Here is a 13,241-nt window from a genome sequence, read left to right as displayed (position 1 = left end):
GAACTACCGTCGCGTGGTGTCCGCATGAACGGCATGGTGGAACATCAGGGGTCCGCGTCCGTCGCGCCCCTCACGGCGACATTCGCGTCGGGTTGCGGAGAGTGTGCCGAGTCGGAGCGAACGGCGCGATCGGGGTGTGAGCGCAGGGATCCACGACTGACCGTCACCATCGACTACCTCACCGGCATCGGCACGGCCGAGGCGCGGGACCGGTTCGGCGACGGGGACAGGCTGTGCGACGGCGTGCAGAGCATGCTGTTCGCCCACTGCGGGGTGATGAACCGAGAGTCGCTCGTCCGGCGCTCGGAACGCATCCTGGATTTCGAGTCCTGTGAACCCGACGCGGGCTGCCTGTGGCTGGCATTGCTCGTGCTGGTCTACGCGGATCGGGGGTCGCAGGCCGCGGCGTACTGCGAGCATCTCCTCGCGGCCGCGCGCCGCGATCTCCCGCGCCGGACCGTGGAGGTCCTGATCTTGGTCAAGGCCAGGATCGACATCCTGGGCGGTCGTCCCGCGGCGGCTGTCGAGGCGTTGTCGCCGCTGCTGACCGGGGCGTCGCCCGCACTGCGCGGCTTGGTGCTCGCCTGGCTGCTCGAGGCGCTCGTCCAGGTCGGCGATATGCGGAACGCGCGACGCCTGGCCTGTGAGCGCATGCAGTCGGTCGAGGCGCTGCCCGACCGGGCGCATGCGCTCGCCGCGCGCGGGGAGTTGTACCGGGTCGAGGGTGACCTCGAACAGAGCCTCGCCGACCATATGGCCTCGGGCAAGGTCCTGACCGCGCTGAACGTCGCCAACCCCGCGATCGTGCCGTGGCGGTCCAAGGCGGCGCACGCGGCGGCAGGGCTCGGCCGCTGCGATCTCGCGGCCGCCCTGGCCGAGGACGAGCTCGCCGCGGCGCGGCGGTGGGGCTCGCCCGGTGCGGTGGGACGCGCGTTGCACGCGCTCGGCATGGCGCGCCAGGACAGCCGTTCCATCGCCACGCTGGAGCGTGCTGTCGAATTGCTCGACCTGGCGGGCCTGCGCTACGAGCTGATGGGGGCGCTGTGCGACCTGGGACAGTTGTACGCCGTCTGGGGGGATGCCGGCCGTTCGCGCAGCGTCGTCGAAACCGCCACCGAGCTCGCGGTGGCGGCAGGCAGCGGGCCTGTGCTCCAACAGGCGAATTCGGTGCTCGGGACATTGGACGATCGCAATCGCGCCGCGCAGTTGACCAAACAGGAACTCAAGATCGCCGATCTGGCCTCGCGGGGGTACAGCAACAAATCCATCGCCGAGACCATGTTCCTGACGGTGCGCACCGTCGAATTCCACCTGTCGAATGTGTACCGCAAGCTCGGAATAGCGGGAAGGCGTCAGCTTCCCCGGGTGATGGGTGCGCGCAGAACCGCGTGACCGGATAATTCGCGCGTGCGGGAGTCCGCGCGCCTTCGGCGGTTCGTGGCCGCCGTACGGCGCGCGGTTCCGCGTGTCTGCGGGGGCCTTTCCGGCTTTTGTCGCCGGTCGCAATCCATTCCGGGTGCAATACGCTCGAGCCGCCGCTTCCCGAGCCTGTCTCCGATACCTCACGGAAACAGGCGATTTCGCCGTGTGCCGAGTTCGGGTGAACTGTCTGTGAAATCATTGTTCTGATCGCTCGGAACGAGCATGTTCGCCGGCGATCGGGGAGATCTGCGCTCGCGGTGAACGAAATGGGATCGCACCATTCTTCAGGCCGTCTACCTGTGGATCCACGGGTCCGCACCCACGGGTCTCCCCGTGATTCCGGGCGGAAAACCTACGGGGCGACCGTAGAGTCCGTCCACTCCTCTTGAGCCGCAGGTGAAGGCCGTGCGAGATTGCATGTGATCGATGAACGGCGTTGCTGCCGAGTCACTTTCGAACTTTCCCCCGGCCTCGGCCTGCATTCGCGACATTCGGCGAGAGGAAATCGACCATGCCCGTCAGCGCCCCCACCCGTGAGGAACTCGTCGAACGCGCGACGAAATTGGCGCCGTTGCTGCGATCACGCGCCAGATGGATCGATGAGAACCGCCGGCTGCCCGACGACGTCATCGCCGCGATCGAAGAATCGGAATTACTGAAAATGCAGGTTCCGGCCCAGTACGGCGGCTTCGAATCGAATGTCGGCGATTTCGTGGAGGTGCTCGGCGAGATCGCTCGCGGCAACACCTCGGTGGCCTTCTGCCTGTCGATCTACGGTTCGCTCACCTGGATGTCGGCCCTGTGGCCCGATGCCGCGCTCGACGAGGTCTTCGCGACGCCGAACGTGCGGATCTCCGGCACGACCGCGGCCACCGGCACCGCCACCAGGGTCGAGGGCGGCTGGGTGTTCAACGGCAGGTGGGGATTCAACAGCGGAGTGCTGCACGCACAGTGGAAGATCACCGTGGCGCTCGCCTCGGAACCCGGCGCCGAGCCCGTGCCGATCTTCGCGCTCACACCGGTGTCGGACCTGCAGATCGTCGACGACTGGCACACCTCCGGTCTGGAGGGTTCCGGCAGCGTCTCGACGATCGCGGAGAACGTCTTCGTCCCCGAGCATCGTGTCATCACGGCCGAGGACTTCTACCAGAACAGGTCGAAGTCGGTCGTGAACGCGGCCAAGCCGCGGTACGGAGCGCCGGTGCTGGTTCCGGTGACGGCGATCCAGACCGGTCAGCTGGTCGGCGCGGCGCGCGCGGCTCTGGCGGGCTTCCTGGAGCGGCTGCCGGGACGTCCGCTCACCTACACCGACTACCCCGACGCGCGTTCGGCCCCGCTCACCCACCTCCAGGTCGGTGAGGCGGCGCTGCTCATCGAGGACGCGGAGGCGCGGGCGCGCCGGTTCGCCCAGGTGATCGATGACAAGGCCGCGGCGAACGAGCCGTGGACCGAGCAGGAACGGGTGTGGTCGAGGGTCCAGATCGGCTGGGTCGCCCGGCAGGCCAAGCAGGCGGTGGAGATTCTCGCCCAGGCCTCGGGTGGCTCGTCGATCCACCGGGACGTGGCCATCGGCCGGCTGCAGCGCGATGTCCACGCCGCATCGCTGCACGCCATGATCACGCCCGCGGTGAACATCGAACTGTACGGCCGGTCGCTGGTCGGACTGCCGCCCAACTCGGCCTACCTGTGACGGGCGAGGGGGAACCGGATATGCGACGAGTACTGATAGCCAACCGTGGCGAGATCGCCGTCAGGGTCGTGCGGGCTTGCCGCGACGAGGGCCTGACCAGCGTTGCGGTCTACGCCGAACCCGACCGGGACGCCCTGCACGTGCGGCTGGCCGACGAGGCGTACGCGCTCGGTGGTGCCACCCCCGCGAGCAGTTATCTCGACGCGGGCGCGATCCTCGATGCCGCCGCCGCGTCGGGAGCCGATGCCGTCCATCCGGGATACGGATTCCTCTCCGAGGACGCCGATTTCGCGCAGGCGGTGATCGACGCGGGCCTGATCTGGATCGGTCCACCACCCGCGGCGATCCGCGCGCTGGGCGACAAGATGTCGGCCCGTGGGATCGCCCGCGAGGTCGGCGCTCCTCTGGTCGCGGGGACGGCGGAACCCCTCCGGGGCGCGGCCGATGCGGTCGCGTTCGCCGACCTGCACGGGCTGCCCATAGCGATCAAGGCGGCCTACGGCGGTGGCGGACGGGGCCTGCGGGTCGCCAGACAACGCGAGGAGATCCCGGAGCTGTTCGACGCCGCGGTGCGCGAGGCGGTCATCGCTTTCGGCCGGGGCGAATGCTTCGTCGAACGCTATCTCGACGAGCCTCGGCACGTGGAAACCCAGTGCCTGGCAGATGTTTTCGGGACCGTGGTGGTGATCTCGACCAGGGACTGCTCGGTGCAGCGCAGGCATCAGAAGCTGGTCGAGGAAGCGCCCGCGCCGTTTCTGAGCGCCGCACAGCGCGCGGAGCTGTACCGGGCCTCGAAGGCGATCCTGTCGCGGGCCGGCTACGTAGGCGCGGGCACCTGCGAATTCCTCATCGGCCGCGACGGCACCCTGACCTTCCTCGAGGTGAACACCCGACTCCAGGTCGAGCACCCCGTGAGCGAGGAGGTGACGGGCATCGACCTGGTGCGGGAGATGTTCCGGATCGCGCGCGGTGAAGCGCTCGGCTACGACGATCCGCCCGCGCGCGGGCATTCGCTGGAGTTCCGGATCAACGCCGAGGATCCGGGACGGGGATTCCTGCCCGCGCCGGGCACGGTGACGGCATCGGTCCTGCCGAGTGGTCCCGGCGTGCGCGTCGACACCGGCGTCGGGCCGGGCTCGGTGATCGGCCCCGCGTGGGATTCGCTGCTGGCCAAGCTGATCGTCACCGGGGCGACCCGTGATCAGGCGCTGGCCAGAGCGCGTCGCGCGCTGGCGGAATTCACCGTGACCGGCGTGCCGACGACACTGCCGTTCCATCGCGCGGTGGTCGAGGAACCGGCCTTCACCGCTGAACCTTTCGCGGTGCACACACGCTGGATCGAGACCGGGTTCGACAACCGGATCCCCGCGCAGGACATCGCGGACGCGCTCGCCGAGCCGCACCCGGAGCGCGAGACGGTGGTGGTGGAGATCGGCGGCCGCCGCCTGGAGGTGTCGCTGCCCGCCACGCCACGGTCCGCCCCGGGGCAGACCACGCCCCGCCGGTCCGGCCGGGTGGCGCGGGGTGGCGGCACGAGGCGGGCGGCCGCCGCCGACGCGGTGGTCGCGCCGATGCAGGGCACCGTGGTGAAAGTCGCTGTCGCGGAAGGGCAATGGGTGGACGAGGGCGATCTCGTCGTGGTCGTCGAGGCCATGAAGATGGAGCAGCCCCTCACCGCGCACCGGGCAGGCGTCGTGCGCGAACTGACCGTGGCCGTCGGTGCGTCCGTGAGCTCGGGCGCCACCCTGTGCCGGCTCGACGACTCGGAAAGCCGCGCTGCGTGAACGGGATTCAGGAGGCAGAGATGGATACTACGGTGATCGTGGCGGGCGCCGGTCCGACCGGCCTGACGCTCGCCGGGGAACTGCGGCTGGCCGGTGTGGACGTGATCGTCCTCGACCGCCTGACCGCCCCGACCGGCGAGTCACGCGGCATCGGGCTGACCTTGCGCACCACCGAGGTGCTCGACCAGCGCGGACTGCTACCGCGGTTCGGCCCGGTGGAGACCGGCACGGCAGGGCACTTCGGCGGCATCCCGCTCGACCTCTCGGTGCTGGGCGCGCCGCTGGCGGCCGCCCGCACCGTGCCGCAGTCGACGACCGAGGCGGTGCTGGCCGGCTGGGCGCGGGAACTGGGCGCCGACATCAGGCGCGGGCACGAGGTGGTCGGTCTGGACAGCGACGACGAGGGTGTCACCGTGCACCTCGCGGGGCGGGAGTCGCTGCGGGCGCGTTACCTGGTCGGGTGCGACGGCGGGCGCAGCGTCGTCCGCAAGGCCGCCGGCTTCGATTTCCCCGGCACCCCCGCGACGACCGAACTGCTGCTCGCGGATCTGCGGGGCGTGCAGATCGCGCCGCGGATGATCGGCCAGCAGGTCGCGGGCGGCATGGTGATGAGCGCCCCGCTGCCGGGCGGCGCGTACCGGATCATCGTCGGCGAGCGCGGCGCACCACCCCAGCGACGCGACGGGCCACCGTCTTTCGCGGAAGTGGCCGACGTGTGGAAGCGGTTGACCGATGTGGACATCTCGCACGCGGAACCGATCTGGGTGAGCGCTTTCGGCGACGCGGCACGCCTGGTCACCGAGTACCGGCGCGGCCGGGTGCTGCTCGCGGGCGATGCCGCGCACGTCCATCTACCCGCGGGCGGACAGGGCATGAACACCGGCATCCAGGACGCGGTGAACCTCGGCTGGAAGCTGGCGGCGGTGGTGCGCGGCACCGCACCGGTGTCGCTGCTCGACACCTATCACAGCGAGCGGTACGAGGTGGGGCAGCGGCTGCTGACCAACACCAAGGCGCAGAGCCTGTTCATCCTCGGCGGCGAGGAGGTCGCACCGCTGCGCGAGGTACTGAGCGAACTCGTCGCCTACCCGGAGGTGGAACGGCATCTCGCCGCCAGGGTCACCGGACTCGACATCCGCTACGACGTCGGCGGTGGCAGCCATCCGCTGCTCGGCGCCCGGCTACCGCGCCGCGCGCTGAGCCGGGACGGGCGCGCCACCGACACCGCCGCGCTGCTGCGATCCGGCCGTGGCGTGCTGCTCGATCTGGCCGACAACGCCGTGCTGCGACAGCGGGCGCGCCCGTGGATCGACCGCGTCGACGTGGTGACCGCGACACCGGCCGAACCGATCGATCCGGCCGCGCGCACCACCGCACTGCTGGTGCGCCCCGACGGTCACGTCGCCTGGGCCGCCCCGGGCACCCATCACGACCTGCCGACCGCCCTGGACCGCTGGTTCGGGCCCGCCAGATGAACACCCGAGAGAAGGGGAAGACATTGTTCAGCACACTGATCGTGGCCCGCATGGACCTCGCGTCCGCGGGCGAAGTCGCCGGGCTTTTCCGGGAATTCGACACCACCGAGATGCCACACCGGATGGGCACGCGCCGCCGCCAGCTCTTCCACTACCGCGGCCTGTACTTCCATCTCCAGGACTTCGACGCCGACAACGGCGGCGAACGCATCGAGGAGGCCAAGACCGATTCCCGGTTCGTCCGGATCAGCGAGGATCTGAAGCCGTTCATCGAGGCCTACGACCCGAAGACCTGGCGTTCGCCCGCCGATGCCATGGCCGAGCGCTTCTACGACTGGGACGCCCGATGAGCGCCGGGGAACGCCGGGTCGTCATCACCGGCGTGGGGGTGAGCGCGCCCGGCGGCGTGGGCGCCAAGAACTTCTGGGATCTGATCTCCAACGGGCGCACCGCGACCGGACGGATCACCCTGTTCGACGCGACGCCGTTCCGGTCGCAGGTGGCCGCGGAGATCGACTTCGATCCCGAGTTGCACGGGCTGACGCCGCAGGAGATCCGGCGGATGGATCGCGCCGCGCAGTTGGCGGTGGTGACCGCCCGCGAGGCGGTCGCCGACAGCGGCCTCGAGTTCGACGACATCGACCCGTTCCGGACCGGCGTCACCATCGGCAGCGCGGTCGGCGCGACGATGGGGCTGGACCAGGAATATCGCACGGTCAGCGACGGCGGCCGGCTGGAACTGGTCGATCACACCTACGCCGTGCCGCACCTGTACAACTACTTCGTCCCGAGCTCGTTCGCGACCGAGGTGGCCTGGGCGGTGGGCGCGCAAGGACCGTCGACCGTCGTGTCGACGGGATGCACCTCCGGTCTCGACGCCGTCGGCTACGCGGCGGAGGTGTTGCGCGAAGGCGGGGCGGACGTGATGGTGGCCGGCGCCACCGACGCGCCGATCAGCCCGATCACCGTGGCCTGCTTCGACGCGATCAAGGCGACGACGCCGCGCAACGACGATCCCGAGCACGCCTCCCGGCCGTTCGACGCCAGCCGCAACGGGTTCGTCCTCGGTGAGGGCGCCGCGATGTTCGTGCTCGAGGAACTGGAGAGCGCGCGCCGTCGCGGCGCGACGATCTACGCCGAACTGGCCGGGCACGCCACCCGCTCCAACGCCTTCCACATGACCGGGTTGCGGCCGGACGGCAAGGAGATGGCCGAGGCCATCCGCGTGGCGCTGGATCAGGCCCGCATCGACGGCGACGAGATCGACTACATCAACGCGCACGGCTCCGGCACCAAGCAGAACGACCGGCACGAGACCGCCGCCTTCAAGCGCAGTCTCGGTGAGCACGCCTACCGCACCCCGGTGAGCTCCATCAAGTCGATGGTCGGGCATTCGCTCGGCGCGATCGGCTCGATCGAGATCGCCGCCTCGGTGCTCGCGCTCACCAACAATGTGGTGCCGCCGACGGCGAACCTGCACAACCCCGATCCCGAATGCGATCTGGACTACGTACCGCTGACCGCCCGCGACCACGAGATCGACGTGGTGCTCTCGGTCGGCAGCGGTTTCGGCGGATTCCAGAGCGCGGTCGTGCTCGCCGATCCCTTCCGGAGCGGGCGATGACGACGACCGTGGTGACCGGGCTCGGCGTGGCCGCGCCGACCGGACTGGGCATCGAGAAGTACTGGAGCGCGACGCTGCGGGGCGACGTCGGCATCGGCCGCGTCACCCGCTTCGACCCCACTGGGTATCCGTCCCGGCTGGCGGGGGAGATCACCGGGTTCACCGCCGAGGAACATCTGCCGAGCAGGCTGCTGCCGCAGACCGACCGGATGACCCGCCTCGCGCTGGTCAGCGCGGACTGGGCTTTCGCCGATGCCGGGGTGCGGCCGGACGAGCTGCCCGACTACGCCGCCGGCGTCATCACCGCCAGCAGCTCGGGCGGATTCGAGTTCGGCCAGAACGAGTTGCGCGCGCTGTGGAGCAAGGGCGGCGAGTACGTCAGCGCCTACCAGTCCTTCGCCTGGTTCTACGCGGTCAACAGCGGGCAGATCTCCATCCGCAACGGGCTTCGCGGACCGAGCAGCGTACTGGTCAGCGACCAGGCAGGCGGCCTGGACGCGGTCGCCCAGGCACGCCGACAGGTCAGGCGCGGGACAGCGCTGGTGGTGACCGGCGCGCTCGACGCCTCGATCTGCCCGTGGGGCTGGGTGGCGCAACTGGCGGGCGGCGGGCTGAGCACGGTCGACGATCCGGAACGGGCCTATCTGCCGTTCGACGGCGCCGCGAGCGGCTACGTGCCCGGCGAGGGCGGCGCACTGCTGGTGCTCGAGGATGCCGATCACGCCGTCGAGCGGGGCGCGCCACGGATCTACGGCGAGATCGCCGGGCACGCGGCCACGGTGGACCCGAGGCCAGGTGCCGGCGGCGAATCCGGCCTGCGCAGGGCGATCGAGCTCGCCCTGCGCGACGCGCGGGTCACGCCGGAGGAGATCGACGTGGTCTTCGCCGACGCGGCGGGCATCGCCGAACTCGACCGGGTGGAGGCGGACGCGCTGATCGCCGTGTTCGGCCCACACGGTGTCCCGGTGACCGCGCCGAAAACCATGACCGGACGACTGTATTCGGGCGCCGCACCGCTCGATCTCGCCGCCGCTTTCCTGTCCATTCGCGACGGTGTCGTGCCGCCGACCGTCGGCACCAGTCTCTCGGCGGAATACCGCATCGACCTGGTCACCGAGACCAGGCAGGCGGCGGTGCGCACCGCGCTCGTCGTCGCGCGCGGCGCGGGCGGCTTCAACTCCGCCATGGTCGTGCGCGGTCCCGATCGATTCCAGGCCTGAGGAAAGGAAATTCCCGTGTCGAAACAGTTCACCCTCGACGATCTTCGCCGCATCCTGCGCGAAGGCAGTGGCGACAGCCCCGGTCTCGACGGCGACTTCGCCGAGATCGCTTTCGAGGATCTCGGATACGAGTCCCTGGCGCTGCTGGAGACCACGAGCCGGATCGCCCGCGAATTCGGAGTCGTCCTCGACGACGACACCGTGGTCTCGGTGACCACGCCGAGCGCGCTGGTCGACCTGGTCAACGAACACCTGCTCGACGCGGCCCGGTCCAGCTGAGCCGCATCGCATTCCGGACGAGGAGAACAGCATGAGCAACGACCACCGGGTGGCCCTGGTCACCGGAGCCACCAGCGGAATCGGTCTCGCCTCGGCGCGACAGCTGGCGAGTCAGGGGCACCGTGTGTTCCTGTGCGCGCGCAGCAAGGACGCCGTGGCCGACACCGTCGCGCAACTGCGTGGGGAGGGCCACGACGTGGACGGCACCGCCGCCGATGTCCGTTCCGTCGAGGACATCTCGGCGTTCGTCAGGGCCGCGGTCGACCGGTACGGCACGGTCGACGTGCTGGTCAACAACGCGGGCCGCTCCGGCGGCGGCGTCACCGCCGAGCTCACCGACGAACTGTGGTCCGACGTGATCGCGACCAATCTCGACAGCGTGTTCCTGGTGACCCGTGAGGTGCTCACCACCGGAGGCATGCGGGACAAGCAGCGCGGTCGCATCATCAACATCGCCTCCACCGCCGGCAAGCAGGGCGTGGTGCTCGGCGCGCCGTACTCGGCGTCCAAGCACGGCGTCGTCGGCTTCACCAAGGCGCTCGGAAACGAGCTGGCCCCCACCGGGATCACGGTCAACGCGGTGTGCCCCGGCTACGTGGAAACCCCCATGGCCCAACGGGTTCGCTCGGGCTACGCCGAGGCCTACGACACCACCGAGGACGCGATCCTCACCAAGTTCCAGGCCAAGATCCCGCTCGGCCGGTACTCGACTCCGGAGGAGGTGGCCGGACTTGTCGGCTACCTGGCCTCCGACCTCGCCGCCTCCATCACCGCGCAGGCACTCAACGTCTGCGGCGGACTCGGCAATTTCTGAATCCGCATCGACCAGCATCAGGAGACGACATGACCACACAGACCACGCGCGAGGTCGAGCACGCCATCACCGTGGCCGCGCCGCCGAGCGAGGTGTACCGCCTGCTGGCCGAGGTGGAGAACTGGCCGCGCCTGTTCCCGCCGTCGGTGTACGTGACTCGGCTGGAGTTCGAGGGGAACGAGGAACGCATCCAGATCTGGGCGACGGCCAACGGTGAGGTGAAGACCTGGATCTCCCGGCGCGTTCTGGATCCGGAAGCGCTGCGGATCACCTTCTGGCAGGAGGTGTCCGCGCCGCCGGTGGCGCACATGAGCGGCACCTGGATCATCGAACCCCACGGCGAGGGCACCCATCTGCGATTGCTGCACTCCTACAGTGCGATCGACGACGACCCCGAGGGGCTGGCCTGGATCGAGAAGGCGGTCGACGACAACAGCAAGGCCGAACTGCCCGGCCTCGAGGCCGCGGTGGAATCCGCGGTGCGCACCACCGAGCTCACGCTGTCGTTCGTCGATTCGGTCGAGATCGACGGCGCGGCCGATGATGTCTACGACTTCGTCGACCAGGCGGACCGCTGGAGTGAGCGGCTGCCGCACGTGGCCGCGGTCGAGCTGACCGAGACCACGCCGGGCGTGCAGACCCTGCGGCTGGAGACCCGGACCAAGGACGGGTCCACCCACACCACCGAGTCGGTGCGGGTCTGCTTCCCGCGACGCCGCATCGCCTACAAGCAGACGACGCTGCCCGCCCTGCTCGATCTGCACACCGGCTATTGGGAATTCGAGGAGAACGCCGAGGGCGTCACGACGGCGTCTTCGCAACACACGGTGATCATCAAGGCGGAACGGATCACCGAGATCCTCGGTCCCGACGCCGGGGTACCCGAGGCGCGCGCGTTCCTGCGCGAGGCGCTCGGCGGCAACAGCCGGGCCACGCTGAACCACGCCAAGAACCATGCCGAAGCGCGCCGCCGCTCCGCGTGACGGAGGAGACGACGCCGACGTCCTGATCGTCGGCGCGGGCCCGGTCGGGCTGCTGCTGGCGGGCGACTTGGCCCTGGCCGGAGTCCGCGTCACGGTGGTGGAACAGCTCACCGAACCCACCACCGAGTCACGGGCGTCGACACTGCACGCCCGCACCATGGAGGTGCTGGCCGAGCGCGACGTGCTGGACCGGCTCGGGCCGCTGCCCGACGGGGGACCGGGGCACTTCGGCGGCCTGCGCCTGGATCTGACGGCCGCCGATCCCGGCCACCGGTTCGCGGGGCAGTGGAAATGTCCGCAGATCCGGTTGGAGGCGGTGCTCGCGCAACGGGCGCTCGAGGCCGGAGCTGTGCTGCGGCGCGGGCACCGGGTCACCGCGCTGACCGCGGGCCGGGAACGGGTACTGGTCACCACGGTCACCGGGGAGGGCGAGCGGCGGGATTTCACCGCCGCCTACCTCGTCGGCGCGGACGGCGAGCGCAGCACCGTCCGCGATCTCGCCGGATTCGAGTCCGCGGGCCGGGCCGCGGGCCGGGAGATGCTGCGGGCCGATGTGGCCGGGATCGAGATCCCGGCCCGCCGGTTCGAGCGGTTCCCGCACGGGCTCGCTGTGTCGTCCCGCTGGCCGGACGGCAGCACCAGGGTGATGGTGCACGTCTACGGCGCCGCGCCCCGCCGATCGGCGGACCCGCCGCGCTTCGCCGAGATCGCCGCCGCCTGGCAGCGGGTGACGGGTGAGTCGATCGCCCACGGAACGCCCTTGTGGCGCAATGCGTTCGACGACACCAGCGAGCAGGTGACCCGGTACCGGCGCGGCCGGGTGCTGCTCGCGGGCGACGCGGCGCACCGCCAGATGCCGGTCGGCGGACAGGCGCTCAACCTCGGCCTCCAGGACGCCGCCGACCTGTCGGCGCGGCTGATCGCACACCTCACCCGAGATCACCGGGACACCCACCTCGACGACTACCACCGTGCCAGGCACCCCGTCGGCGCCCGCACCCTGACCAACATCCGGGCACAGACCCTGCTGCTGCTCGGCGGACCCGAGGTCGAACCGGCCAGGCAGCTGTTCGCCGAACTGCTCGGCTGCCACGACGTCCGCGCCCACCTGGCCCGCATGATCAGCGGCCTGCCGGGACCGGGCGCTGATCACGCGACAGACACCACGAAGGAGCAACCCATGAGCCTCACCGGCAAGACCGCCCTCGTCACCGGCTCCAGCCGCGGCATCGGCCGCGCGACCGCCAGGCAACTCGCGGCCAAGGGCGCGCTGGTCGCCGTGCACTACGCGGGCAACGAGGCCGCCGCCCGCGAGACCGTCGAACTCATCGAGAACGACGGCGGCCGAGCCTTTCCCGTGCGCGCCGAGCTGAGCGCGAACGGCGGTGTCCACGAGCTGTTCCTCGGCCTGGAACAGGGCTTGAAGGAACGGACCGGCACCACGACCCTCGACATTCTCGTCAACAACGCGGGCGCGACCACCCCGGCGGGCGTCAGCCCCGAGGACGTGACGCCCGAGGACTTCGACCACCTGTTCGCGGTCAACGCCAAGGCGCCGTTCTTCATCGTGCAGCGCGCGCTGGGCAACCTCTCCGACGGCGGCCGCATCGTCAACATCTCCTCCGGCCTGACCCGGTTCGCCAATCCGGAGCAGGTGGCGTACTCGATGACCAAGGGCGCGGTCGAGCAGATCACCCTGCACTTCGCCCGCTACCTCGCGCCGCGCGGCATCACCGTCAACAGCGTCGCGCCCGGCATCACCGACAACGGCGGTCCGGTCTTCGACATCCCGGAGGCGGTCGAGCAGATGGCGCAGCTCTCGGCGTTCAAACGCGTCGGCAAGGCGGTCGACGTCGCCGATGTCGTCACCTTCCTCGCCACCGATGAGGCCCGCTGGATCACCGGCGCGTTCATCGACGCGACCGGCGGCACGCTACTCGGCTGACACGG

11 protein-coding genes are annotated in these 13,241 nt (G+C 70.2%); all 11 read left to right on the top strand.

Annotation, left to right across the window (positions count from 1 at the left end; all coding sequences use genetic code 11):
* Positions 1–24: 24 nt before the first annotated feature.
* The 11 genes from ON26_RS18330 (at position 25) to ON26_RS34645 (ending at position 13,236) form a co-directional block, all read left to right on the top strand.
* Complete coding sequence (locus ON26_RS18330; protein WP_157171934.1) at positions 25–1,392, top strand: helix-turn-helix transcriptional regulator; 1,368 nt, start codon at positions 25–27, stop codon at positions 1,390–1,392.
* Between the two features lie 541 nt (positions 1,393–1,933).
* A complete protein-coding gene (locus tag ON26_RS18325) occupies positions 1,934–3,112 on the top strand; it encodes an acyl-CoA dehydrogenase family protein (protein WP_040797410.1) in 1,179 nt (392 codons plus the stop codon).
* Positions 3,109–4,896 carry an acetyl/propionyl/methylcrotonyl-CoA carboxylase subunit alpha gene (locus ON26_RS18320; protein WP_373280950.1) on the top strand — a complete coding sequence of 596 codons (1,788 nt, stop codon included), beginning with the start codon at positions 3,109–3,111 and terminating at the stop codon, positions 4,894–4,896. Before ON26_RS18325 ends, ON26_RS18320 begins: the two co-directional genes overlap by 4 nt.
* A gap of 20 nt (positions 4,897–4,916) precedes the next feature.
* Positions 4,917–6,371 (top strand): FAD-dependent monooxygenase, encoded by a 1,455-nt coding sequence (locus ON26_RS18315; RefSeq protein ID WP_040797499.1) that lies wholly within the window; start codon positions 4,917–4,919, stop codon positions 6,369–6,371.
* A 23-nt stretch (positions 6,372–6,394) separates the two neighbouring features.
* Positions 6,395–6,721 carry a TcmI family type II polyketide cyclase gene (locus ON26_RS18310; RefSeq protein ID WP_040797498.1) on the top strand — a complete coding sequence of 109 codons (327 nt, stop codon included), beginning with the start codon at positions 6,395–6,397 and terminating at the stop codon, positions 6,719–6,721.
* Positions 6,718–7,995 (top strand): beta-ketoacyl-[acyl-carrier-protein] synthase family protein, encoded by a 1,278-nt coding sequence (locus ON26_RS18305; protein ID WP_040797408.1) that lies wholly within the window; start codon positions 6,718–6,720, stop codon positions 7,993–7,995. The genes ON26_RS18310 and ON26_RS18305 overlap by 4 nt, the downstream gene beginning before the upstream one ends.
* The gene (locus ON26_RS18300; RefSeq protein WP_040797407.1) at positions 7,992–9,215 is read left to right on the top strand and encodes a ketosynthase chain-length factor; all 1,224 of its coding nucleotides are present in this window, start codon (positions 7,992–7,994) and stop codon (positions 9,213–9,215) included. Before ON26_RS18305 ends, ON26_RS18300 begins: the two co-directional genes overlap by 4 nt.
* A 15-nt stretch (positions 9,216–9,230) precedes the next feature.
* A complete protein-coding gene (locus ON26_RS18295) occupies positions 9,231–9,494 on the top strand; it encodes an acyl carrier protein (protein ID WP_040797406.1) in 264 nt (87 codons plus the stop codon).
* Positions 9,495–9,525: 31 nt separating this feature from the next.
* Positions 9,526–10,308: a 3-oxoacyl-ACP reductase FabG gene (fabG, locus tag ON26_RS18290; RefSeq protein WP_040797405.1), complete on the top strand. Its 783-nt coding sequence runs from the start codon at positions 9,526–9,528 to the stop codon at positions 10,306–10,308.
* 29 nt (positions 10,309–10,337) lie between these two features.
* Positions 10,338–11,291, top strand: coding sequence for an aromatase/cyclase (locus ON26_RS18285; RefSeq protein WP_040797404.1), 954 nt, complete (start codon positions 10,338–10,340; stop codon positions 11,289–11,291).
* Entirely contained in the window at positions 11,263–13,236 is a 1,974-nt protein-coding gene (locus ON26_RS34645; protein WP_051027206.1) for an SDR family oxidoreductase, read from the top strand. The genes ON26_RS18285 and ON26_RS34645 overlap by 29 nt, the downstream gene beginning before the upstream one ends.
* The last annotated feature ends 5 nt before the right edge of the window (positions 13,237–13,241 follow it).

Origin of the sequence: Nocardia higoensis NBRC 100133 (genome assembly GCF_000308595.1) — a bacterium.
GTDB classification, from domain to species: Bacteria; Actinomycetota; Actinomycetes; order Mycobacteriales; family Mycobacteriaceae; genus Nocardia; species Nocardia higoensis.
This window is presented reverse-complemented; position numbering and strand designations above follow the sequence as displayed.

Coding starts and splice junctions, on each gene's coding strand:
- ON26_RS18330 (WP_157171934.1), top strand. CDS start 25: ATGAACGGCATGGTGGAACATCAGGGGTCCGCGTCCGTCGCGCCCCTC.
- ON26_RS18325 (WP_040797410.1), top strand. CDS start 1,934: ATGCCCGTCAGCGCCCCCACCCGTGAGGAACTCGTCGAACGCGCGACG.
- ON26_RS18315 (WP_040797499.1), top strand. CDS start 4,917: ATGGATACTACGGTGATCGTGGCGGGCGCCGGTCCGACCGGCCTGACG.
- ON26_RS18305 (WP_040797408.1), top strand. CDS start 6,718: ATGAGCGCCGGGGAACGCCGGGTCGTCATCACCGGCGTGGGGGTGAGC.
- ON26_RS18300 (WP_040797407.1), top strand. CDS start 7,992: ATGACGACGACCGTGGTGACCGGGCTCGGCGTGGCCGCGCCGACCGGA.
- fabG (WP_040797405.1), top strand. CDS start 9,526: ATGAGCAACGACCACCGGGTGGCCCTGGTCACCGGAGCCACCAGCGGA.
- ON26_RS18285 (WP_040797404.1), top strand. CDS start 10,338: ATGACCACACAGACCACGCGCGAGGTCGAGCACGCCATCACCGTGGCC.
- ON26_RS34645 (WP_051027206.1), top strand. CDS start 11,263: ATGCCGAAGCGCGCCGCCGCTCCGCGTGACGGAGGAGACGACGCCGAC.